Below are 21668 nucleotides of genomic sequence, written 5' to 3' on the forward strand. Positions count from 1 at the left end.
TCCGGTCAGACCCTAGTGCAGTCCCAGATTCTGGTGGATCTCGAGCGTGGCCGTGGAGTGGTTGAGCGTGATGAAGTGCAGTCCGGGAACGTCCTCGGCCTGCAGGCGCGCGCACAACTCCGTGGCGTACTCGATTCCGACCGAGCGTACCGCCGCCGGGTCGTCCTGTACCGCCAGGATGCGGTCCGCGAGTTCCGGCGGGAACGTGGCGTTGCTCAACTGGGCGAAGCGCTCTATCTGCCGCACGTTGGTGACCGGCATGATCTCCGGGATGATCGGGGTCTCGCAGCCGGCCGCGGTCACGCTGTCGCGGAGCCGGAGGTAGTCCTCGGCGCGGAAGAACATCTGCGTGATGGCGTAGTCGGCGCCCGCCCGGCACTTGTTGACGAAGTGCCGCACGTCGGTGTCCCAGTCCGTGGACCGCGGGTGCATCTCGGGGAACGCGGCCACGCCCACGCAGAAGTCGCCGGCTTCCTTGATCAGCTCCACCAGCTCGGCGGCGTAGCTGACGCCCTCGGGGTGCCGGACCCACTCCCCCATCGGGTCGCCCGGCGGGTCGCCGCGCAGCGCCAGGACGTTGCGGATGCCCGCGTCGGCGTAGCAGCCCATGACGTGGCGCAGCTCGGCCCGCGAGTGGTTCACCGCGGTCAGGTGCGCCACCGGGGTCAGGGTCGTCTCGTTGGCGATGCGCTCGGTGGACCGGACGGTCCCCTCCCGGGAGCTGCCGCCCGCGCCGTAGGTCACCGACACGAACGTCGGGGAGACCGCCTCGATCCGGCGGAGCGCGTCCCACAGGGTCCGCTCGCCCTTCGCCGTCTTCGGCGCGAAGAACTCGAACGAGTACGAGCGCCGGCCGGAGGCGAGCAGGTCACGGATCGTGGGCGCGCGGTCAGTCCTGACGGAAGCGGTACCAAGGGCCATGTGTGCAGGTTAACCGCCGGTAGAGGGCATCCGGCCGGAACAGCGCCAAGAGGCCCGCACAGCTCACATGGCGGACAACTCGTGTCCGGCAAGTGGACGCTCGCGCAGCCGGCGGGCGAGGTCGGCGGCCGCGGCACCCGGGTCGTCGGCGGCGGTGATCGCCCGTACGACGACGACCCGCGCCGCACCGGCGTCCAGCACCTCGTCGAGGTTCGCGGCATCGATGCCGCCGATGGCGAACCAGGGGCGGACGGGCGCGAGCGACGCCGCGTAGCGCACCAGCGGCAGACCGGGCGCGTGCCGGCCCGGCTTGGTCGGGGTGGGCCAGCAGGGGCCGGTGCAGAAGTAGTCGACCCCCGGCTCGGCCGCCGCCGCGTCGACCTCCTGCTCGGCGTGCGTGGAGCGGCCCACCAGCACGTCGTCGGACCGGCCGCCGAGGATGGCGCGGGCCGCGGGCACCGGCAGGTCGCCCTGGCCCAGGTGCAGCACGTCCGAGCCCGCCGCGTGCGCCACGTCGGCCCGGTCGTTGACCGCCATCAGCCTGCCGTGGCGGCGGCACGCGTCGGCGAACACCTCCAGGTGCTCCAGCTCCTCGCCGGCCTCCATGCCCTTGTCCCGGAGCTGGACGATGTCCACGCCCGCACCGAGCACGGCGTCCAGGAACTCCGGCAGGTCGCCCTGCTCCCTGCGGGCGTCGGTGCAGAGGTAGAGCCGGGCGTCGGCGAGCCGGGCGGTGGCGGTGGGTGGCATGGGCGAGTCCCGGGGTCGGGGGTGCGCGGGCCGCGCCGGGGCGACCCGCGCACCGTCGAGCTGATGTGTGCGGTGGTGACGGCCGGACGCGCCGTCAGGCGGCGCGTCTCCCGGTCCGGGCGGTCCGGGTGGTCAGACGGCGAGTGCCTGGGCGCGGCGCTTGACCTCGGTGCCGCGGTTCTCCCGCAGCGCCTGCGCGGGCGTGCCCGGCAGGCTGTCGTCCGGGGTGAACAGCCACTCCAGCATCTCCTCGTCGGTGAACCCGTCGTCCTTGAGCAGCGTCAGCGTGCCGACCAGGCCCTTCACGATCCGGTCCCCCGCGACGAAGTCGGCGGGGACGTGCAGCGCGCGGTTCTCGCCGCGGCGCACGGCGATCAGCTGGCCCTCCTTGACCATCTGCCGTACCCGGGTCACCTCGACGCCGAACTGCTCGGCGATGTCGGGCAGCGTGAGCCAGGCGGGGACGAGAGCATCGGTCTTCGCGTCAATCTCGGTCACGGACACCAGCCTGCCACCTGCCGCCGACAGTCACTAGCGCACGGCCTTCTTCAGGGCGACCGACGCGTCCGCCAGCAGGGTGGGATCGAGCACGGCGCCCTGCTGGATGAGCCGACGGCCCTGGGTGAGGTCGCGGGGGCGCCCCACGGCAAGCAGCGCGGTCAGCGTCTCACCGCGCAGCCAGCACACCGACCAGGACGGCTCCCCCGGGTCGCCGCGCAGCAGCATCCGGTCGGCACCCGCGTGGTGCCCCGCGTACTGCACGAAGCGGCCGAACTGCTCGGACCAGAAATAGGGCACCGGGTCGTAGACGGCCTCCTCCGCCGGGCCGCCGCCGCGCAGGTCGGCGACGACGTTGGCGGCGACCACCACCGGCCCCTGCAGGGCGTTGTCCCAGTGGTGCACCAGCAGCCGGGCACCGTAGCGGGCGGAGGGGAACGACACGCAGTCCCCCACCGCGTACACGCCGGGGACCGAGGTGCGCAGCCGGTCGTCGCCGCGCACGGAGCCGTCGGCGCAGAGCGCGACTCCCGAGTCGGCGAGCCAGCGGGTCGCGGGGCGGGCGCCGATGCCCACCACCACGGCGTCGGCGGGCACGCGCTCGCCGTCGTCCAGCACCACCGCGCCGGGTTCGACGGCCGCCACCCGGGCACCGGTGCGCAGCCGGGCGCCGCTCTGTGCGTACCAGTCGCACATGTGCACGGCGACGTCGGCGGGCAGCGCGCCGGGCAGCGGCCGGTCGGCGCTCTCGACGACGGTGACGGCGCAGCCGGCCTCGCGGGCCGCGGTGGCGAACTCGGCGCCGATCCAGCCCGCGCCGACCACCACGACGTCCTTGCGCTCCTCGAGCACGGGCCGGAGCCGGGCGACGTCGTCCAGGGTGCGCAGCAGGTGCACGCCGGGGGCGCCCTCGCCGCCCGGCAGGGTCAGGGGCTCGGCTCCGGTGGCGAGCACCAGGGCGTCGTACGGGACCGGCCCGCGGCCGGTCTGCAGCACCCGCTCCCCGGTGTCCAACCCCGTGACGGGGTTGCCGAGTTCGAGTTCCACTCCGAGCGCGTCGAAGTCGATGTCGAAGGCGGAGCCCTCGGCCGTACCGAGCAGCACGGCCTTGGACAGCGGCGGACGGTCGTACGGCTGGTGCGGCTCGGCGCCCAGCAGCAGCACGGGGCCGGTCCAGCCCTGTTCGCGCAGCTGCACCGCTGTCTGGACGCCCGCCATGCCGGCGCCGACGATCACCACGCGCGCGTTGTCCTCGGTCACACCGCCACTGTATGACGGCGCCCGGCCCGCCGCGGAGGGCCTGTCCGGCGGATCTTTGAGGGTCGGCCCGCGGCGTCGGATGCATGGGGTCTCCCCAGGTCCGCCAGGACCGAGGGGACGCATCGCAAGGCGGAGGATCGCAGCTCGTACTTGTCGTACTCGCGCGATGCGACAACGGTGGGGGCACCCCCGTGCCCGAAGGGCCACGGGGGAGAGGTGCCGTAGGCGTCGTCGCGGGCCCGAGAAGATCCGCCGGACAGGCCCTAAGGCGGACGCAGTAGGGTTGGCGGTCATACGTCATGCACGCGGGAGCCCGGCGGACCGGGCTGAGAGGGAGGCGGGACGGCCTCCGACCGTACGAACCTGATCCGGGTCATTCCGGCGAAGGGAGGAGACGCGCAGTGCCGACCCCTGAGACGTCCGCCCCGGACGTCCTCGTGCTCGGCGGTGGACTGTCCGGACTGGTCACGGCCTGGCGCGCGGCCCAGCGCGGCCTGCGGACGGCCGTGGCCGACCCCGCGCCGGGCGGCGGCGCCGCCCGGGTTGCGGCGGGCATGCTGGCCGCCGTCACCGAACTCCACTACGGCGAGGAGACGTTGCTCGCCCTGAACCTGGCGTCCGCCCGCCGCTATCCGGACTTCGTCGCCGAACTGGAGGAGGCGAGCGGGCGGCTCACCGCCCACCGCGCCTGCGGTGCGCTGTCCGTCGCCTTCGACGCTGACGACCGCGCCCGTCTCCGGGACGTGCACGCGCTGCAGCAGCGGTGCGGCCTGGAGGCCGAGTGGCTGACCGGCCGCGAGTGCCGGCGGCTGGAGCCGATGCTGGCTCCCTCGGTGCGGGCCGGCGTCCGGGTGGACGGCGACCACCAGGTCGATCCCCGGCGGCTCGCGGCGGCGCTGCTCGCCGCCTGCACCCGCGCCGGAGTCGTCCTCCACGAGGCCGCCGCCGCACGGCTGACCGTCGCGGGCGACCGGGCGGCCGGGGCGGTGCTCACGGGCGGCCGCGAGATCCGTGCCGGAGAGACGGTGCTGGCCACCGGCTCGTGGAGCGGGGAGCTGGACGGCGTGCCGCCCGGGGTGCTGCCGCCGGTGCGGCCGGTGAAGGGCCAGGTGCTGCGGCTGCGCGTACCGCCCGCGTACGCGCCGTTCCTCTCCCGCACCGTCCGGGCCACGGTGCGCGGCACGCCCGTCTACCTGGTGCCCCGGGAGGACGGGGAGCTGGTGGTGGGGGCGACGAGCGAGGAGCTGGGCTGGGACACCACGGTGACCGCCGGCGGCGTGTACGAACTGCTGCGGGACGCACGGGCGCTGGTGCCGGGCGTCACCGAGCTCCCGCTCGCCGAGTCCGGCGCCGGCCTGCGCCCGGTCTCCCCCGACAACGCGCCCGTGCTGGGGCCCACCGCGCTGCCGGGCCTGCACGTCGCCACCGGCCACGGCCGCAACGGCGTGCTCCTCACCCCCGTGACGGGAGACGTGATGGCAGAGGTGCTGACGACGGGCCGGCTGCCCGAGGACGCCCGGCCGTTCGCCCCGGACCGCTTCCCCTCCACTCTCCAGGAGCACACCCGATGACCGCTGCACACACCGCGACCGTGACGCTGACCGTGAACGGGGAGCCGCGGGAGCTGTCCCGCGGCCAGACCCTCGACCGTCTGTTGGCGACGCTGACCACCGCGCCGTCCGGGGTGGCGGCGGCCGTGAACGAGGCCGTCGTGCCGCGCGGCCGGTGGCGGGAGACCGAGCTGGCCGACGGCGACCGCGTCGAAGTTCTGACCGCCGTACAGGGAGGCTGACCAATGACCGTGCACACCGCGGACGACGTCGAGCAGGCCGCGGCGGACCCGCTGGTGATCGACGGAGTCGCGTTCGGCTCCCGGTTGATCATGGGGACCGGTGGAGCGCCCAGCCTGGAGGTGATGGAGCGGGCGCTGCTCGCCTCCGGAACGGAGCTGACCACCGTCGCGATGCGCCGGCTCGACCCGGCCGTGCAAGGGTCGGTGCTGACGGTGCTGCGCCGGCACGGCATCCGCGTGCTGCCGAACACCGCCGGCTGCTACAGCGCGGGCGAGGCGGTGCTGACCGCGCGACTGGCCCGGGAGGCACTGGAGACGGACTGGGTGAAGCTGGAGGTCGTCGCCGACGAGCACACCCTGCTGCCCGATCCGGTGGAGACGCTGGAGGCAGCTGAGACGCTGGTCGACGACGGTTTCACGGTGCTGCCGTACACCAACGACGACCCGGTGCTGGCCCGGCGGCTGGAGGACGCGGGCTGTGCGGCGGTGATGCCGCTGGGCTCGCCGATCGGCTCGGGCCTGGGCATCCGCAATCCGCACAACTTCCGGCTGATCGCCGAACGCGCCTCCGTGCCGGTCGTCCTGGACGCGGGGGCCGGCACCGCCTCGGACGCCGCCCTGGCCATGGAGCTGGGCTGCGCGGCGGTGATGCTGGCCTCGGCGGTGACGCGGGCGCAGGAGCCGGAGCTGATGGCGCGGGCGATGCGGCACGCGGTGGCTGCCGGACGGCTGGCGCACCGGGCCGGGCGCATCCCCCGGCGGCACTACGCGGAGGCGTCCTCCCCCACCGAGGGCATCGCCGCGTTCGACCCGGAGCGTCCCGCTTTCACCTGATACCTACGCCGGGCGTGGGGTGAGTCGCCGTCACCTGCCGCCCGGGCGGGCGCCGCACGGCCCGCGCAGGTCACGGAGGGGACGGCTCCGTGTCACCGTTCTGCTGCGAAGCGGGTCCGGCGCGGCGGGGGTACCCGCTCCCGCGCGGGGCCCCTCGTAGACTCGGGCGGGTGGACACGACGCTTCAGGACCCGCTCATCGGCCATGTGCTCGACGGCCGTTACCGCGTGGACGCGCGGATCGCGGTGGGCGGGATGGCGACGGTCTACCGGGCGCTGGACATGCGGCTGGACCGCGTGTGCGCACTGAAGGTGATGCACGCCGCACTGGCGGGCGACCAGGTGTTCGTGGCGCGGTTCATCCGCGAGGCGCGCTCCGCGGCCCGGCTCGCCCACCACAACGTGGTCGGCGTCTTCGACCAGGGCACCGACGGCGGCCACGTCTACCTGGCCATGGAGTACGTCGACGGCTGCACCCTGCGGGACGTGCTGCGGGAACGCGGCGCGCTGCAGCCGCGGGCGGCGCTGGACGTGCTGGAGCCGATGCTGGCCGCGCTGGGCGCCGCCCACCGGGCCGGCCTGGTGCACCGGGACATGAAGCCGGAGAACGTCCTGATAGGGGACGACGGCCGGGTCAAGGTCGCCGACTTCGGCCTGGTCGGGGCCGTGGACGGGCAGACCTCGACCGACACCGAGTCCCTCCTGGGCACGGTCTCCTACCTGGCGCCGGAGCAGATCGAGCACGGCGTCTCCGACACCCGCACCGACCTCTACGCCTGCGGCGTGGTGCTCTACGAGATGCTGACCGGCTCCAAGCCGCACTCCGGCGGTACACCCGCGCAGGTCCTCTACCAGCACCTCCAGGCCGACGTGGCCGCCCCCTCGGGCCGGGTGCCCGGGCTGGCCCCGGAGCTCGACGCGCTGGTGGCCCGCGCGGCCGCCCGCGACCCGGAACGGCGCCCGGCGGACGCGGTCGCCCTGCTCTCCGAGGTCCGGAGCGTACGGGCGGGCCTGACCGACGCCCAGCTCGACGTCGTCCCGCCGGAGGCCCGGAACCGGACGCAGGCAGGGGCGGAGAACCTCACCACCGTGCTCCCGCGCCCGGTGGACGACGACCGGGACCCGTCGCCGGTCGAACGGACCGCCCGCTTCCCCTCCCCTCCCCTGGATCCGCCGGAGGGGACGGACGGCTCCCGGCACCGCGCCGCCCGCCCGCGCGGGCCCCGCCGTCCGCTGCTGGTCGTCCTGGGCGCCGTGCTGGCGGTGCTGCTGGGCACCGGCGTCTGGTACATCAATTCCGGGCAGTTCATCCGCACCCCGAGCGTGCTGTCCCTGACGGAGGGCGACGCCCGCGCGAAGCTGCGGGACGCCGGGCTGGAGGTGCGCGTGGAGCGCGACCACAGCCTCACCGTCGACCGGGGTCGCGTGATGGGGAGCGACCCCTCCCCGGGCGAGCGCATCCGCCGGAACGGCGCGGTCACCGTCGTCGTCTCGCGCGGCCCCGAGGTGGTGAAGGTGCCGGACCTGTCCGGGACGCCGCTCGACGACGCCCGGCGGGAGCTGAAGGAGCTGGGCCTGGAGCCCGGCCTGGTCACCCGCCGGTTCGACGAGGAGGTGGCGCAGGGCGCGGTGGTCTCCACCGAGCCGGCCGCGGGCACCGAGAGCCGCACGGGCTCCGCCGTGCGGCTCACCGTCTCCAAGGGCCGCGAGATCGAGGTGCCGGACGTCGCCGGCCAGGACGTGGCCTCGGCACGGGAAACGCTGCGCGAGGCGGGGCTGGACGTGCGGATCGCCCCGGAGCGGGTCTTCTCCGAGGAGGAGAAGGGGACCATCGCCGTCCAGTCGCCGGAGGCCGGCGCCGTCCGGGGCGAGGGCGAGACGGTCACCCTGACCGTCTCCAAGGGCCCGGACCTGGTGGCGGTCCCGGACGTGGAGAGCATGAGCGCGGACGAGGCACGCTCCACGCTGGAGGGCGCCGGATTCGAGGTGCGGATCCGGCGCATCTTCCTCGGCGACACCGTCTTCAACCAGAACCCGGACCCCGGGGAGCAGGCCCCGCGCGGCTCCCAGATCACTCTCTGGGTGCGCTGAGCCTCACCGCCCGGCCCGGCCCGGCCGGCCCCGCCGCTCCGCCACTCCGCCCGCCCCGACCCGTACGGGATTTCCGGTGACCGCGGGTCGCGGGCGGGGGACCCGGCGTGCGCCCGGAAGCCGCCCACTGTGAGGCCGCACATAGGACCCACGTCACGTACGAAGCCGCTTAGTGGCACGAGCGGCGCCCCGAACGGCCTGCATGTCCGTTATGACCAGGTGAGTGCCGTTAGTTTCACGAAACGGGATAGTACGTCACACTTTTGATTCGCGAATTCCGAGCCTCTAAGAATTGCCAGCGTCGCATGGCGCCGTGAGACAGAACGCGGCGCGCCGCCACCGGCTTGGCGACCGTCACGCAATTCGAAAGGCCGCACGCACCATGCCTCGCATCAATCTTCCGATCTCCGCCCTGACCGCCAGGACGAAGCAGTCCCTTCAGACGCTCAAGAAGGTCGACCTGCAGACCCTCCGCTCCTCCGCCCGCACGAAGCAGTACTCCGTGGCCGGTATCGCCACGGCCGGCGCCGCCGCCATGGCACTGACCCTGGTCCCCGGCTCCGCCGACGCGGGCGACGAGTCCCAGAGCTCCGCCGCCAAGGTCTCCTCCGCCCCCGTCGCCTTCTCCGGCCCGGTCGAGCACGCCGACAAGCAGCGCGACGGCATAGCCCAGCAGCTCGACTCCGTCGAGAAGCAGATCGCCGCCGACAAGAAGGCCGCCGAGACCAAGAAGGAGAAGGCTGCCGCTGAGGCCGCGAAGAAGCGGGAGGCCAAGCAGGAGGCCAGCCGCAGCCACAAGCGCGGCCAGGCCGAGAAGGCCGCCGCCCCGAGCTACCCGAACAACCTGGACGGCTGGATCCGTGAGGCCAGGTCCATCATGGCCAAGCACGGCATCCCCGGCAGCTACGAGGGCATCCACCGCAACATCATCCGTGAGTCCAGCGGCGACCCGCGCGCCATCAACAACTGGGACATCAACGCCCAGAACGGCGTGCCCTCCAAGGGTCTGCTGCAGGTCATCAAGCCCACCTTCGACGCCTACCACGTCGAGGGCACGCCCCACGACCAGTACGACCCGGTCGCCAACATCGTCGCCGCCTGCAACTACGCGGCCGACCGCTACGGCACCATCGACAACGTCGACTCGGCCTACTGAGCCCTGCCGACGCCCCGGCCGCACGCCCCGCGATACTGGAGGGTGTGACGACCCGCGAACAACGCAATCCCATTGGCGGCCATGTCCCCGTAGCAGGCGGACTGGCCGCCAATGGCCTTTCCTATTCCGAGAAGATCGGCGCCGAGGCCGTCCAGGTGTTCGTCGCCAACCCGCGCGGGTGGGCGACACCACCGGGGAACCCGGCACAGGACGAGGAATTCCGAACCTGCTGCGCCGCACGGGGAATTCCCGCTTTCGTGCATGCGCCGTATCTGATCAATTTCGGTTCGCACACGGAGGCGACGGCGGCCCGCTCGGTGGTCTCGCTGCGGCACTCGCTGCGCCGGGGGCGTGCGATCGGCGCCGAGGGCGTCGTGGTGCACACCGGCTCCGCGACCGGCGGCCGCGACCGCGCCGTCGCGCTCGCCCAGGCACGGGAGTTGATGCTTCCGCTGCTGGACGAACTGACCCACGACGACGACCCGTGGCTGCTACTCGAACCCACGGCGGGCCAGGGCTCCTCACTCTGCTCCCTGGTCGGTGAACTGGGCCCGTACTTCGAGGCGTTGGACCGGCACCCGAAGCTCGGCGTCTGCCTGGACACCTGCCACGCCTTCGCCGCCGGCAACGACCTGGCAGCCCCCGGCGGAGCGAAGCAGACGCTGGACGACCTGGTCGGCACCGTCGGCCCGGGCCGCCTCCGGCTGATCCACGCCAACGACTCCAAGGACGTCTGCGGCGCGGCGAAGGACCGGCACGAGAACATCGGCGCCGGCCACATCGGCGCGGAGCCCTTCGCCGACCTGATGGGCCACCCCGCCACCGAGAGGGTCCCCCTGGTGATCGAGACGCCGGGCGGCGAGGCGGGACACGCGGCGGACATCGCCCGCCTCAAGGATCTGCGGAATACCCCATAGGGGTATAGCGTTCCTTGTGCTGAACGCCCCGTCCCCCACGAGGAGGCACCCCGATGCCGCACCATCACGACAGGTCCTGGAGCACGGCCGCCCGCGCGACCCTGCACTGCCTCACCGGCTGCGCCATCGGCGAGGTCCTCGGCCTGGTCATCGGCACCGCACTGGCCTGGCACGACGTCCCGACCATGATCCTCGCCATCACCCTGGCCTTCTTCTTCGGCTACGGCTTCACCATGGTCGCCGTGCTCCGCGCCGGTCTTCCCCTCCGGGGCGCGGTGAAAGTCGCCCTGGCCGCCGACACCGTGTCCATCGCCGTCATGGAACTGGTGGACAACGGCGTCATCCTGCTCGTACCCGGCGCGATGGACGCCCACCTGACCTCGGGACTCTTCTGGGGCACGCTCGCCTTCGCCTTCGCGGTCGCCTTCCTGGTCACGACCCCGGTCAACCGCTCCCTCATCGCGCGCGGCAAGGGCCACGCCGTCGCACACGCCCACCACTGAGCCGGGGCGAACTCCTCCCCTACGGCCCGGCCCCTGCGGCGCGGCCGCCCCGGCACCGCAGCACCGGGACGACCGAGCCACCGGTCAGGCTGCCGCACCCCGGACCTCCCGGGGCGCGGCACCGGCCTCCTGCCGCGCCTGCGGCCGGTCGGCGAGCTTGAGCCAGACGACTCCGGCGATGATGACGCCCAGCCATCCGGCCTGGGCCGCGGTGAGGGTCTCGTCGAAGAAGACAGGCCCCAGCAGGGCGGCACCGAGCGCCCCGATGCCGGCCCAGACCGCGTAGCCGATGCCGACGTCGATAGTGCGCAGGGCGGCGCTGAGCGCCCAGAGCGTCAGCAGGAAGAAGACCGCGGCGACCAGCGACCACGACACGCGGGTGAAGCCGCGGCTCCCGCCGACGGCGAGGGCGTACCCGACTTCGAAGACGCCGGCGAGCAGGAGCATGAGCCAGGAGTGCGCGGCGGTACGTGCGGAGGTGGACATGTGGGCGGTTCCTTCCTGGAGGGTGGGATGGGGCGGACGTGAGGGGTCAGGCGGCACCGCTGAGCTGGAGACCGACGACCCCGGCGATGATCACGGCGATGCCGAGCACCTTGCGCCAGTCGAGGCGCTGACCGAACACCAGGACCCCGAGGAGCGTGATGCCGACACCGGCGACGGAGGTCCACAGCGCATAGCCGACCCCGACGTCGAAGGTCAGCAGCGCCTTGCTGAGGAAGAACGTGGCGACGGCGCCGCTGATCAGGGTGGCGGCGGTCCAGGGACGGTTCCGGAAGCCCTCGGCCTTGCCCGCCGCCATGGCGACGGCGATCTCGAACACGACGGCGACGGCGAGGTGGAGCCACTGCATGGCAGGTCCTTTCGACAGCGCGAAGTGCGGCGCTGCGGAGTGGCGCCGGCACCGAGATCCTGCAACAAGTTGCTTGTGCGTGCAACTAGTCATCCGACCTCCGCGCACCAGAGCGCGACCGTCTAACCCCGCGACAGCCCGGGAAGGACCGGATGAAGCTTGCATGCTCATGTAGTCTGCGCTCATGACCACCTCACCCGCCGCACGCCTGGGCACCTCCGACCAGGCCGTCTGGAACCGGGTACTCGCCCTGCACGCGCGCGTCGAGCGGGAGCTGGCCGCGGCGCTGCAGCGCAGGCAGGGACTGGGCCTGTCCGAATACCGCTCCCTGGAGCACCTGTACCACTCCGGTACCAGCGAGCTGCGCATGCAGGACCTCGCCGACCGGGTGGGCCTGGGCCAGTCGTCGGTGACACGCCTGGTGAGCAGGCTGGAGGCGGCCGGTTTCGCGTACAAGGACCTGTGCCCGTCCGACAGGCGCGGCGTCTACGCGGTGATCACGGACGAGGGGCGCCGGCGCTACGAGGCCGCACGTGCCACCTACGCCGAGGTGCTGTCGTCGGCCCTGAACGCCTTGACCGGCGACCCGGAGCTGGGCCCCAGCGTCCAGGCCCTGCGCACCGCCCGGGGCTGATGCGGTCCGCCGGGGCCGCCGAACCGGGCGGGCACGGTCAGCGGCTCAGGAAGGAGAGGACGGCGGTGGTGACGGCCTCCGGGTTCTGCACCGCGAGGTCGTGGGCGGCATCGGGAATCTCGGCGAACGCCGCATCCGTGAGGCGGTCGACCATGCGTGCGGCGGTGGCCTGCGAGAGGAGTTCGCTGTGCCGACCGCGCAGCAGCAGGGTCGGCGCCGCGACACGGTCGACGGCCTGCCACAGCTCGTCCTCGCCGGCGGCGCCCGCGACGAACCCGGTGAGGCCGTCCGCGTCGAACCGCCAGGCCAGGCGACCGTCGGCGCGGCGGACCAGGTTGTGCGCGACGACGTGCCGGACCAGGGCCTCGCGTGCCAGCGGGTCGCCGGCCAGCCAGTCGCGTACCGCTTCGTCCGGCTCGCCGTACGTGACGTCGCGCAGCGCCCGGAGCATCGTCGGCAGCGCCCCGCGGGCCCAGCGGGTGGTGAGGGAGTCCGGACCGACGTCGAGCAGGACGAGCCGTTCCACCAGGTCGTGGTGGTCGGCGGCGGTCAGCAGCGCCGCCAGGCCGCCCATCGAATGGCCGACCAGACACAGACGCGGAAGGTCCAGCCGCCGGGCCAGGTCCGCCACGTCGGCGGCGAGGGCGGCGGCGTTGTACGCGGCGGTCCGGTCGGACTGGCCGTGGCCGCGCTGGTCCGGCGCGAGGACGCGGAAGCGCCGGGCGAGGCCGGCGTCCAGGGTGTCCCACTCGCGGGAGTGGCCGAGCAGACCGTGAAGCACCAGGACGGCCGGGGCGTCGGGCTCTCCCCACTCCCGGTAGTGGAAGCGGAGTCCGTGCAGGACGGCGTAGCGGTCGACGCCGGCGGGTGCGGCGGGTGCGCGCGTCGAAGCCATGAGTCTGCGCTCCGGGGAGGGGACGGCGGGAGAAGAGACTCGCTTCTTCGAGGATAGGACGACCGGGCGGTCACGGCTCGGGGCCGTCGCCGGGGTCCTCCTGGTAGCTGTAGCGCTGTTCCCGCCACGGGTCTCCGACGTTGTGGTAGCCGCGCTCCTCCCAGAAGCCGCGGCGGTCCTCGGTCATGTACTCGATGCCGCGGACCCACTTGGGGCCCTTCCACGCGTACAGGTGCGGGACGATCAGGCGGACGGGGAAGCCGTGTTCCGCGGTGAGGAGTTCGCCGCCGCGGTGGGTGGCGAAGACGGTGTGGTCGGCGGTGAAGTCGGCGAGCCGCAGGTTGGAGCTGAAGCCGTACTCGGCCCACACCATGACGTGGCCTGCCTCGGGGGCGGGCGGCACGAGGGCCAGCAGGGTCCGGGCGAGTACGCCGCCCCACTCGGCGCCGAGCATGCTGAACTTGGTGACGCAGTGCAGGTCGGCGGTCACCGTCTCGTACCGGAGGGCGGTGAACTCCTCGTGGGACCAGCAGTGCTTGCGGCCGTCCGCGGTCGCGCCGAAGACGCGGAACTCCCAGCGCTCCGGGCGGAACTTCGGCACCGGCCCGTAGTGGGTGACCGGCCAGCCGCGCTGGAGTCGCTGCCCGGGCGGAAGCGGTGGGTGCTCCCCTCCGTGGCTCTCCGGCTGACCCATGTCCCCATGGTGTCAGACCCCGTGCGACCGCACCGACGAGGGCCCCGCCGTGCCCGGCGCAGTACGCCGACCAGGCGTTTCGGTAAGCCTGTGCTTACTGGAAGTGCATGCCGCAGGGGTGCGAGTATGCGCAGGCAACCAGCCGTTCATCCCTGGAAGGAGCCCGCGGCGATGCAGGGAGACCCCGAGGTCATCGAGTTCCTGAACGAGCAGCTGACCGCCGAGCTCACGGCGATCAACCAGTACTTCCTGCACGCGAAGATGCAGGACAACTTCGGGTGGACCAAGCTCGCGAAGTACACCCGCTCCGAATCCTTCGACGAGATGCGGCACGCCGAGCGGCTGACCGACCGCATCCTGCTGCTGGAGGGGCTGCCCAACTACCAGCGCCTCTTCCACGTGCGGGTGGGCCAGACGGTCACCGAGATGTTCCAGGCCGACCGGCAGGTCGAGGTCGAGGCGATCGACCGCCTCCGGCGCGGGATCGAGGTGATGCGCGCCAAGAACGACATCACCTCGGCGAACATCTTCGAGGACATCCTGGCCGACGAGGAGCACCACATCGACTACCTCGACACGCAGCTGGAGCTGATCGAGAAGCTGGGCGAACCGCTGTACCTGGCCCAGCAGATCGAGCAGCCCGCGGACGCCTGACGGCCGGGGGCGACTCCTCCTGCGACGCGCCGGGGCGGACCGTTGCGGTCCGCCCCGGCGCGTCGTGCGACGTGTCCGCCGGTGCCGCCCGGGTCAGTCGCCGCCCCTGGCGACGTCCTCACCCCGCACGTTGCACAGGCCCCAGATCACGAAGCCGCACATGGCGATGAGCACCACCGACCACACGGGGTAGTACGGCAGCGACAGGAAGCTGGAGATGATCACCAGCGCCGCCATCACCACACCGGCCACCCGTGCGGCCATGTTCGCCCGGAACAGCCCGAGGGAGACGATGACGGCCACGGCACCCACGAAGAGGTGCACCCAGCCCCAGCCCTCCGTGTCGAACTGGAAGGTGTAGTTGGGAGTCGTCACGATGACGTCGTCGTTGACGATCGCCATGACGCCCCGGAGCAGGTCGAGCACGCCCGCGATGAGCAGCATGACACCCGCGAAGACGGTGAGTCCCGCGGCGAGGCCGTAGTCCACCGGCCGTTGTCGGACTGTGTGAGCCATGGTTACCTCCTCGGACTTCGAGCGAGGCGCTGTGGCGGTACGGGAGCCTGGGCGAACCGCTGCGCGTCGGGAAGGCGGCAGTTCGTACGGGGCGCGGGTACGGGCGCCTCTACGGTGAATTCTCCGCTCGCTGCGCGGGCGCGCAAATCGGCATGGGCATGCGCACACGGGTGGGCGAGGCGGGCGAGGAGCGCCGGGTGGGAAGGGGCCGGGCGGCGTCGGGAAGGACCGGCCGGACGGAGGTGTCAGGCAGCGGGCGCGCTGAACGCGGTCGCCGGGACGGGCCCGACGCGAGGGGGCGCCTGGGTGCCGGGGGCCTCTTCCTCGGTGGGCCGCAGGGCCCGTGCCGCCGGGGCGAGCGCCGGCTCGCCGCGGTCGAGGGCCTCGCGCCGGGGGCAGTCGCCGCGGCCGAGGATGCCCTGGATGCGGCGGACGCAGGAGCCGCAGTCGGTGCCGGCCTTGGACGCCGAGGCGATCTGGCGGGGAGTGCAGGAACCTGCTGCCGCGTGTGCGCGGACCTGCTGCTCGGTGATGCCGAAGCAGGAGCAGACGTACACGCGGGTCACCTCCGTCGGGTCGCTCGGGCGCCGTCGCGGCGCGTCCTCCCCTGTATTTCCCAGGGGTGAGGTAACCCTAACCTTACTCGGGCGGCCCCGTCCACCGAACGCCGATGGGGCCCGCGTCACACCTGCGACACGGGCCCCGTCGGGCAGAAGTACGACCGCCGCGAGCGGGGCGTACGCGGGCGCGACTACTGGTCGCGGTACATCTCGGCGACGAGGAACGCCAGGTCCAGCGACTGGCTGCGGTTGAGCCGCGGGTCGCAGGCGGTCTCGTACCGCTGGTGCAGGTCGTCGACGAAGATCTCGTCCCCGCCGCCGACGCACTCGGTCACGTCGTCGCCGGTCAGCTCCACGTGGATGCCGCCGGGGTGCGTGCCCAGGCTCTTGTGCACCTCGAAGAAGCCCTTGACCTCGTCCAGCACGTCGTCGAAGCGCCGCGTCTTGTGCCCGCTGGCCGCCTCGAAGGTGTTGCCGTGCATCGGGTCGCTGACCCACACCACCTGGGCGCCCGACGCGGTGACCTTCTCCACCAGGGTCGGCAGGTGGTCGCGGATCTTGTCCGCCCCCATCCGCGTGATGAAGGTGAGCCGGCCCGGCTCGCGGTCCGGGTCCAGCCGGTCGATCAGCGTCAGCGCGTCCTCGGGCGTGGTGGTCGGGCCGAGCTTCACGCCGATCGGGTTGCGTACCCGGGAGGCGAACTCGACGTGCGCGCCGTCCAGTTGACGCGTGCGCTCGCCGATCCAGAGCATGTGGCCGGACACGTCGTACAGGTCGCCGCTGCGGGAGTCCGTACGCGTCAGCGCGCCCTCGTAGTCGAGCAGCAGCGCCTCGTGCGACGAGTAGAACTCGACGGTCTTGAGCTCCTCCGGGTCCGTGCCGCAGGCGTGCATGAACTTCAGCGCCTGGTCGATCTCCCGTGCCAGCGCCTCGTACCGCTGACCGGAGGGCGAGTTCCGCACGAAGTCCCGGTTCCAGGCGTGCACCTGCCGCAGGTCGGCGTAACCGCCGGTGGTGAAGGCGCGGACGAGGTTCAGCGTCGCCGCCGACGCGTGGTACATGCGCTTCAGCCGCTCCGGGTCCGGGCGGCGCGCCGCCTCGGTGAACTCGAAGCCGTTGACCGAGTCGCCCCGGTAGCTGGGCAGGGTGACGCCGTCGCGGGTCTCGTCGGGCTTGGACCGCGGCTTGCTGTACTGGCCCGCGATACGGCCGACCTTCACCACCGGCACCGAGCCGGCGTAGGTGAGCACGGCGCCCATCTGGAGCAGCGTCTTCAGCTTGTTCCGGATGTTCTCCGCGGACACGGCGTCGAACGCCTCCGCGCAGTCGCCGCCCTGGAGCAGAAACGCCTCACCCCGGGCCACGGCGCCCAGCCGCTGCTTCAGCAGGTCGCACTCGCCGGCGAAGACGAGCGGCGGATAGGACTCCAGCTCGGCGATCACGTCGCGCAGAGCCTGGTGGTCCGGCCATTCCGGCTGCTGCGCCGCGGGAAGATCACGCCAGGTGGCGTTCGAGGTGCTGGTCTCAGCGTTCACGGTCACGCAGTCCAGCCTAAGGGCTGCACCGGGCCGCAAGGGGCCGTGACCGGCTGATGAGACGCGATCCACCAGATCTCGCCGCGCGTCCCGGCGGGGGGCTTGCGCACCCCGCCGGGAGGGGTCAGGCCGCGTAGAGGTCGTCGATCTCGGTCGCGAAGTCCTTGGCGACCACGTTCCGCTTGAGCTTGAGGGAGGGCGTGAGGTGGCCGGACTCCTCGGTGAGCTGGATGGGCAGCACCCGGAACTTCCGCACCGACTCCGCACGGGACACCTCGGCGTTGCCCAGCTCCACGGCCGACTGGAGCTCCGCCAGCAGCGCCGGGTCGGCGAGCAGCGCCTCCCGGGTGAGCTCGGCCCTGCCGTTCTCCTGCGCCCAGCGCGGCAGGAACTCCTCGTCCACGGTCAGCAGCGCCGCGACGAACGGGCGGCCGTCGCCGACGACGATGCACTCGGCGACCAGCGCGTGCGCGCGGATGCGGTCCTCGATCACGGCGGGGGCGACGTTCTTGCCGCCGGCGGTGACCAGGATCTCCTTCTTCCGGCCGGTGATCGTCAGGTAGCCCTCGGTGTCCAGGGTGCCGATGTCGCCCGTGTGGAACCAGCCGTCGGACAGCGCGTCGGCGGTCGCGGTCTCGTTGTTCCAGTAGCCGGTGAAGAGGTGCTCGCCGTGCAGCAGCACCTCGCCGTCGTCGGCGATGCGCACCACCGAGCCGGGCAGCGGCTGGCCGACGGTGCCGATCTTCTGCCGGTCGGCCGGGTTGAAGGCGGTGGCCGCGCAGGACTCGGTGAGGCCGTAGCCCTCCAGGACGGAGAAGCCGATGCCGCGGTAGAAGTGGCCCAGCCGTTCCCCCAGCGGGGCGCCGCCGGAGATCGCGTGGGTCGCGCGGCCGCCGAGGGCCGCACGGAGCTTGCGGTAGACGAGCTTGTCGAAGAGGCGGTGCCGCAGCCGCAGTGCGAGCGACGGGCCGCCGGGCGTCTCCAGCGCCTTGCTGTAGGCGATGGCGGTGTCGGCCGCCTTGTCGAAGATCCGTCCCTTGCCGTCGGCGGCCGCCTTGGCGCGGGCGGAGTTGTAGACCTTCTCGAAGACCCGCGGCACGCCCAGGACCATGGTGGGCCGGAAGGAGGCGAGCTCGTCGGTGAGGGTGGTGACGTCGGCGACGTGGCCGAGTTTGATCGGCGCCATCACGGCGGCCACCTCGACCAGGCGCCCGAAGACGTGCGCCACCGGCAGGAAGAGCAGCACCGAGGACTCGCCGGTGTCGAACTGCGCGCGCAGCCGCTCGACGACGTTGCCGCACTCGGCGAAGAAGCTGCGGTGGGTGAGCACGCAGCCCTTGGGCCGGCCGGTGGTGCCGGAGGTGTAGACGAGGGTGGCCGGGTCGTCGGCGCACGCGGCCGAACTCGCTTTGTCCACCGCCTCGTCGGTCACCTCGGCCCCCGCTGCCGTGAGCACGGCGACCGCTCCCGGCGCGTCCGCGGAGGGCTCGATGCGCCAGAGGTGCTCGAGTTCGGTGAGGCGTTCACGCACCGACGCGACGGCCTTCTCGTGCACGTCGGTCTCGACGAGGACGGCGCACGCCCCGGAGTCGCCGAGGATCCAGGCGATCTGCTCGGGTGAACTCGTCTCGTACACCGGCACGGTGACGGCGCCGGCGCTCCAGACGGCGAAGTCGAGGAGCGTCCACTCGTAGCGCGTGCGCGACATCAGGCCGACCCGGTCGCCGGGGCGGACGCCGGCGGCGATCAGGCCCTTGGCGGCAGCGCGCACCTCGGCGAGGAACGCGGTCGCCGTGACGTCCTCCCAGCCGCCGTTCCGCTTGCGCGCCAGCACCGCCACGTCCGGGTGCTGCACGGCGTTCCGCCGGATGAGATCCGTCAGGTTGCCGTCCGCGGGGACCTCGTACAGGGCCGGAAGGCTGAACTCGCGCAACTGCTGCTCCTCGTCGGCGCCGGGCGGGCCCTGCGGCCGGACCCGTCCGCGTGTGTCCGGGACCGCGCTGCGCTCCCGAAGGAATGACGGCCCGGACGTTACCCACTGGTAAGGCCGTCCGGGTAGGGGACGCGGCCAGATGTTCCGTGCGTCACACGTCACGACGCGGACATGCTGACGCACTGCCGGAAAGGTTAGTGCACACCGCCGACGACCGGGGTGATCCCGCAGGTGGGAGCGAGCGAACGGCCCGGCCGGGGCGGGAGGGCACCCCGGCCGGGCGCGTCGGCGACCGGCGTTCAGGGAGCGGACGCCCGCGCCCCGGCCGGCCGCACCGTGAGGACCACCGCACCGTCACGGTCCTCCCGGGTCAGGGGGAGCCCCAGGCCGCGCATCGCCGCGATCATCGCCGCGTTCGCCGGGGAGGTGACGGCGTACACGTCCGCGCACCCGCTCTCCCCGGCGATGCGCATCAGCCTGCGCAGCAGCGCGCCGCCCACTCCGCGCCCCTGCCATGCGTCCTCGACCAGGAGGGCCACCTCGGTCTCCTCCCCGTCCCAGAGCAGGTGGCCGACGGCCACCGTCCGTCCGGACCGGTCCTGCGCCACGACGGTCCGGCCCACGTGCGGGGACAGCAGCCCGCCCAGGTACCGGCCGGGGTCGGCCACCGGCGCGTGGTAGCGCTCGGCGAGCGTCTGCCGGGAGCACCGGGCGTGCAGCTCGCGCACGGCGGGCAGGTCGCGGCCGTCCGCACGGCGCAGGGCCAGCTCGCCTCCGTCGCGGGCGGTGGCGGGCCACACTTCCGCGGGGAGGCGCCTGCCGAGCCGCCGGTCCAGTGCCACCAGAGCGCGGGCACGGGCGTACTCCCCCGGCGTGAACGGAGCGTGGGGCCGCTCCACGACGAGCACGCCGCCGGAGGGGTCGGCCAGCCGCAGGCGGCGCGGTGTGAACGCGTTCCGGTCCCCGGGGCGTTCGGACGGCGCACCGCCCGGCGCCGGGGCGGCGGCCTCCGCGCGGATCGTGCAGCGTCCCAGCAGCCGGCGCAGCGCGGGCGGGAGTTCGGCCGAGTCGTGGGCGATGCGGGCCGCCAGTTCCAGCGCCCGGGTGGTGCCGTCGACCAGCTCGTGCGCGTCGGCCTCCTCCACCAGGACGTCCCGGCCGCCGGCGGCCGTCACGGCGCGCCGCAGCTCAGGGGCGTCCACCGTGGCGGGAGCCCTCACCACCAGCTCGTCCACGGTGTGGTCGGCCCCTTCCGGGCGTTTCGCGCCGCCGTCGGGCCCCGCCGCGGGGTCTCCCGGGCCCAACGGCAGGGTCTGCAGCGCCAGCACGTCCACCCGCAGTCCGGCCAGGGACGTGCAGAGCGCGGCGAGTGCGCCCGGGCGCTCGCGGACGGTCGTCCGGAGCCGCCACAGCGCGGTGTCGGCGACGACCGGGGGCGCGGCGGGAGCCGTTCCGGCGGGCACGCGCCGGCGCGACCACCATGCGTGCAGGCCTGCCGTGCAGACGAGGACCAGCGCCGACGCGGCCAGCAGGCCGGCGCCGTGCGGTCCGCCGACGATCGTCTTGGCAGCGAGGTCGGTGACCGTCACGGCGGTGAACAGCGCCGCCAGCTCGACGAGGTCGCGGCGCCAGTGCCCGCCGTGCCCGCCGAGCCCGGAATGGCCGCGGGACGGAGGAAGGAGGTGCTGTGGATCTGCCATGCGCACCACCCTCCGGCAACGGTGTGCCAGGGGTGCTAACGGCCTGTTACCCCGGTGTTGACGAGCGCTGCCGCGGGGTCGCGCCCGGGCACCGTGCCGCTCTGCGCGGTGCTCCGGGCGCTCCGGCCGCGGGGTGGAACGGCGGCGGCAGCGGCCGACGGTGCCTCTAAGGTGGGGGGATGCGGGTCCATGTGGTGAGCGACGTGCACGGCAACGCGACGGATCTCGCGAAGGCGGGGGACGGCGCCGACGCGCTGCTCTGCCTCGGGGACCTCGTCCTCTTCCTCGACTACGCCGACCACTCGCGGGGCATCTTCCCCGACCTCTTCGGCGTCGAGAACGCGGACCGCATCGTCGCGCTGCGCACCGCGCGCCGCTTCGAGGAGGCCCGCGCGCTGTCCTCCCGGCTGTGGTCCGGCATCGACCGTCGGGCGGCCACCGAGGAGGCCGTGCGCCGCCAGTACGCCGAGCTGTTCGCCGCCTTCCCCAGCCCGACGTACGCCACCTACGGCAACGTGGACGTGCCGCCGCTGTGGCCGGAGTACGCCCGGCCGGGCACGACGGTGCTGGACGGCGGGACCTGTGACATCGGCGGCCTCCGGTTCGGCTTCGTGGGCGGCGGCCTGCCCACCCCGATGCGGACGCCGTACGAGATCGACGAGGAGACGTACGCGGCCAAGGTCGCGGCGCTGGGGCAGGTCGACGTGCTGTGCTCGCACATTCCGCCCGAGGTTCCGGAGTTGTGCTACGACACCGTCGCCCGCCGGTTCGAACGGGGCAGCGCGGCGCTCCTGGAGGCGGTGCGCGAGGTCCGGCCGCGCTACCACCTCTTCGGACACGTCCACCAGCCGCTGACCCGACGGATGCGCATCGGCCGCACCGAATGCGTCAACGTGGGCCACTTCAACGCCACGGGCACGCCGTGGGTTCTGACGTGGTGACCGGCGTCGCGGACGAACGGCCGCCTTCCGGG

General features: G+C 73.1%; 23 protein-coding genes. 10 read left to right on the forward strand and 13 right to left on the reverse strand.

Translation table 11 applies throughout. The features are described from left to right. Nucleotides 1-12: 12 nt before the first annotated feature. The 4 genes from metF to K304_RS0103230 all read right to left on the reverse strand — a co-directional run bounded on the left by metF (nt 13) and on the right by K304_RS0103230 (nt 3387). Nucleotides 13-921: a methylenetetrahydrofolate reductase [NAD(P)H] gene (gene metF, locus K304_RS0103215; protein ID WP_027762562.1), complete on the reverse strand. Its 909-nt coding sequence runs from the start codon at nt 919-921 to the stop codon at nt 13-15. A 63-nt stretch (nt 922-984) separates the two neighbouring features. Then, on the reverse strand, nt 985-1671 hold the full coding sequence (thiE, locus tag K304_RS0103220; protein ID WP_027762563.1) for a thiamine phosphate synthase: 687 nt from the start codon (nt 1669-1671) through the stop codon (nt 985-987). A 132-nt stretch (nt 1672-1803) separates the two neighbouring features. Then, nucleotides 1804-2169: an Rv2175c family DNA-binding protein gene (locus K304_RS0103225; protein WP_027762564.1), complete on the reverse strand. Its 366-nt coding sequence runs from the start codon at nt 2167-2169 to the stop codon at nt 1804-1806. Between the two features lie 33 nt (nt 2170-2202). Further along, a complete protein-coding gene (locus K304_RS0103230; RefSeq protein WP_486591562.1) occupies nt 2203-3387 on the reverse strand; it encodes an NAD(P)/FAD-dependent oxidoreductase in 1185 nt (394 codons plus the stop codon). A gap of 443 nt (nt 3388-3830) precedes the next feature. On the opposite strand from K304_RS0103230, the gene thiO reads away from it, so the two are divergent. From thiO to K304_RS0103265, 7 genes are all read left to right on the forward strand, one after another. Further along, on the forward strand, nt 3831-5000 hold the full coding sequence (gene thiO / locus K304_RS0103235) for a glycine oxidase ThiO (protein WP_027762566.1): 1170 nt from the start codon (nt 3831-3833) through the stop codon (nt 4998-5000). Further along, nucleotides 4997-5221, forward strand: coding sequence for a sulfur carrier protein ThiS (thiS, locus tag K304_RS0103240; RefSeq protein ID WP_027762567.1), 225 nt, complete (start codon nt 4997-4999; stop codon nt 5219-5221). The genes thiO and thiS overlap by 4 nt, the downstream gene beginning before the upstream one ends. A 3-nt stretch (nt 5222-5224) precedes the next feature. Then, nucleotides 5225-6055 (forward strand): thiazole synthase, encoded by an 831-nt coding sequence (locus tag K304_RS0103245; protein ID WP_078528393.1) that lies wholly within the window; start codon nt 5225-5227, stop codon nt 6053-6055. A gap of 170 nt (nt 6056-6225) precedes the next feature. Beyond that, nucleotides 6226-8145, forward strand: coding sequence for a Stk1 family PASTA domain-containing Ser/Thr kinase (gene pknB / locus K304_RS0103250; RefSeq protein ID WP_027762569.1), 1920 nt, complete (start codon nt 6226-6228; stop codon nt 8143-8145). 382 nt (nt 8146-8527) lie between these two features. Continuing rightward, entirely contained in the window at nt 8528-9301 is a 774-nt protein-coding gene (locus K304_RS0103255) for a transglycosylase SLT domain-containing protein (RefSeq protein ID WP_078528396.1), read from the forward strand. Nucleotides 9302-9336: 35 nt separating this feature from the next. After that, a complete protein-coding gene (locus K304_RS0103260; protein ID WP_051307792.1) occupies nt 9337-10218 on the forward strand; it encodes a deoxyribonuclease IV in 882 nt (293 codons plus the stop codon). Between the two features lie 53 nt (nt 10219-10271). Then, complete coding sequence (locus K304_RS0103265; RefSeq protein ID WP_027762572.1) at nt 10272-10721, forward strand: DUF4396 domain-containing protein; 450 nt, start codon at nt 10272-10274, stop codon at nt 10719-10721. 84 nt (nt 10722-10805) lie between these two features. Here K304_RS0103265 and K304_RS0103270 read toward each other — a convergent pair whose 3' ends face one another. Continuing rightward, complete coding sequence (locus tag K304_RS0103270; protein ID WP_027762573.1) at nt 10806-11207, reverse strand: DMT family transporter; 402 nt, start codon at nt 11205-11207, stop codon at nt 10806-10808. Nucleotides 11208-11253: 46 nt separating this feature from the next. Then, entirely contained in the window at nt 11254-11574 is a 321-nt protein-coding gene (locus tag K304_RS0103275; protein WP_027762574.1) for an SMR family transporter, read from the reverse strand. A 184-nt stretch (nt 11575-11758) separates the two neighbouring features. Here K304_RS0103275 and K304_RS0103280 point away from each other — a divergent pair, with 184 nt between their 5' ends. Continuing rightward, the gene (locus K304_RS0103280; RefSeq protein ID WP_027762575.1) at nt 11759-12208 is read left to right on the forward strand and encodes a MarR family transcriptional regulator; all 450 of its coding nucleotides are present in this window, start codon (nt 11759-11761) and stop codon (nt 12206-12208) included. Nucleotides 12209-12245: 37 nt separating this feature from the next. Here K304_RS0103280 and K304_RS0103285 read toward each other — a convergent pair whose 3' ends face one another. Together K304_RS0103285 and K304_RS0103290 are read right to left on the reverse strand one after the other, a co-directional pair. Continuing rightward, nucleotides 12246-13103 carry an alpha/beta fold hydrolase gene (locus K304_RS0103285; protein WP_027762576.1) on the reverse strand — a complete coding sequence of 286 codons (858 nt, stop codon included), beginning with the start codon at nt 13101-13103 and terminating at the stop codon, nt 12246-12248. A 70-nt stretch (nt 13104-13173) separates the two neighbouring features. Next, nucleotides 13174-13797, reverse strand: a complete 624-nt coding sequence (locus tag K304_RS0103290) for a sulfite oxidase-like oxidoreductase (protein ID WP_027762577.1) — start codon at nt 13795-13797, stop codon at nt 13174-13176. A 171-nt stretch (nt 13798-13968) separates the two neighbouring features. On the opposite strand from K304_RS0103290, the gene bfr reads away from it, so the two are divergent. Further along, the gene (bfr, locus tag K304_RS0103295) at nt 13969-14451 is read left to right on the forward strand and encodes a bacterioferritin (protein ID WP_027762578.1); all 483 of its coding nucleotides are present in this window, start codon (nt 13969-13971) and stop codon (nt 14449-14451) included. 93 nt (nt 14452-14544) lie between these two features. Here the strand turns inward: bfr and K304_RS0103300 are convergent, their stop codons facing one another. From K304_RS0103300 to K304_RS27085, 5 genes are all read right to left on the reverse strand, one after another. Further along, nucleotides 14545-14967, reverse strand: coding sequence for a DUF7144 family membrane protein (locus K304_RS0103300; protein WP_051307794.1), 423 nt, complete (start codon nt 14965-14967; stop codon nt 14545-14547). Nucleotides 14968-15212: 245 nt separating this feature from the next. Then, the gene (locus K304_RS31570) at nt 15213-15524 is read right to left on the reverse strand and encodes a (2Fe-2S)-binding protein (RefSeq protein WP_027762580.1); all 312 of its coding nucleotides are present in this window, start codon (nt 15522-15524) and stop codon (nt 15213-15215) included. Between the two features lie 194 nt (nt 15525-15718). Then, the gene (locus tag K304_RS0103310) at nt 15719-17068 is read right to left on the reverse strand and encodes a class II 3-deoxy-7-phosphoheptulonate synthase (RefSeq protein ID WP_027762581.1); all 1350 of its coding nucleotides are present in this window, start codon (nt 17066-17068) and stop codon (nt 15719-15721) included. 118 nt (nt 17069-17186) lie between these two features. Further along, a complete protein-coding gene (locus tag K304_RS0103315) occupies nt 17187-18995 on the reverse strand; it encodes an AMP-dependent synthetase/ligase (protein WP_027762582.1) in 1809 nt (602 codons plus the stop codon). 299 nt (nt 18996-19294) lie between these two features. Then, the gene (locus tag K304_RS27085; RefSeq protein ID WP_078528403.1) at nt 19295-20695 is read right to left on the reverse strand and encodes a GNAT family N-acetyltransferase; all 1401 of its coding nucleotides are present in this window, start codon (nt 20693-20695) and stop codon (nt 19295-19297) included. A gap of 179 nt (nt 20696-20874) precedes the next feature. Here K304_RS27085 and K304_RS0103325 point away from each other — a divergent pair, with 179 nt between their 5' ends. After that, on the forward strand, nt 20875-21636 hold the full coding sequence (locus K304_RS0103325; protein WP_027762583.1) for a metallophosphoesterase: 762 nt from the start codon (nt 20875-20877) through the stop codon (nt 21634-21636). Nucleotides 21637-21668 lie beyond the last annotated feature (32 nt).

The sequence above is a fragment of the Streptomyces sp. CNS606 genome (genome assembly GCF_000426325.1).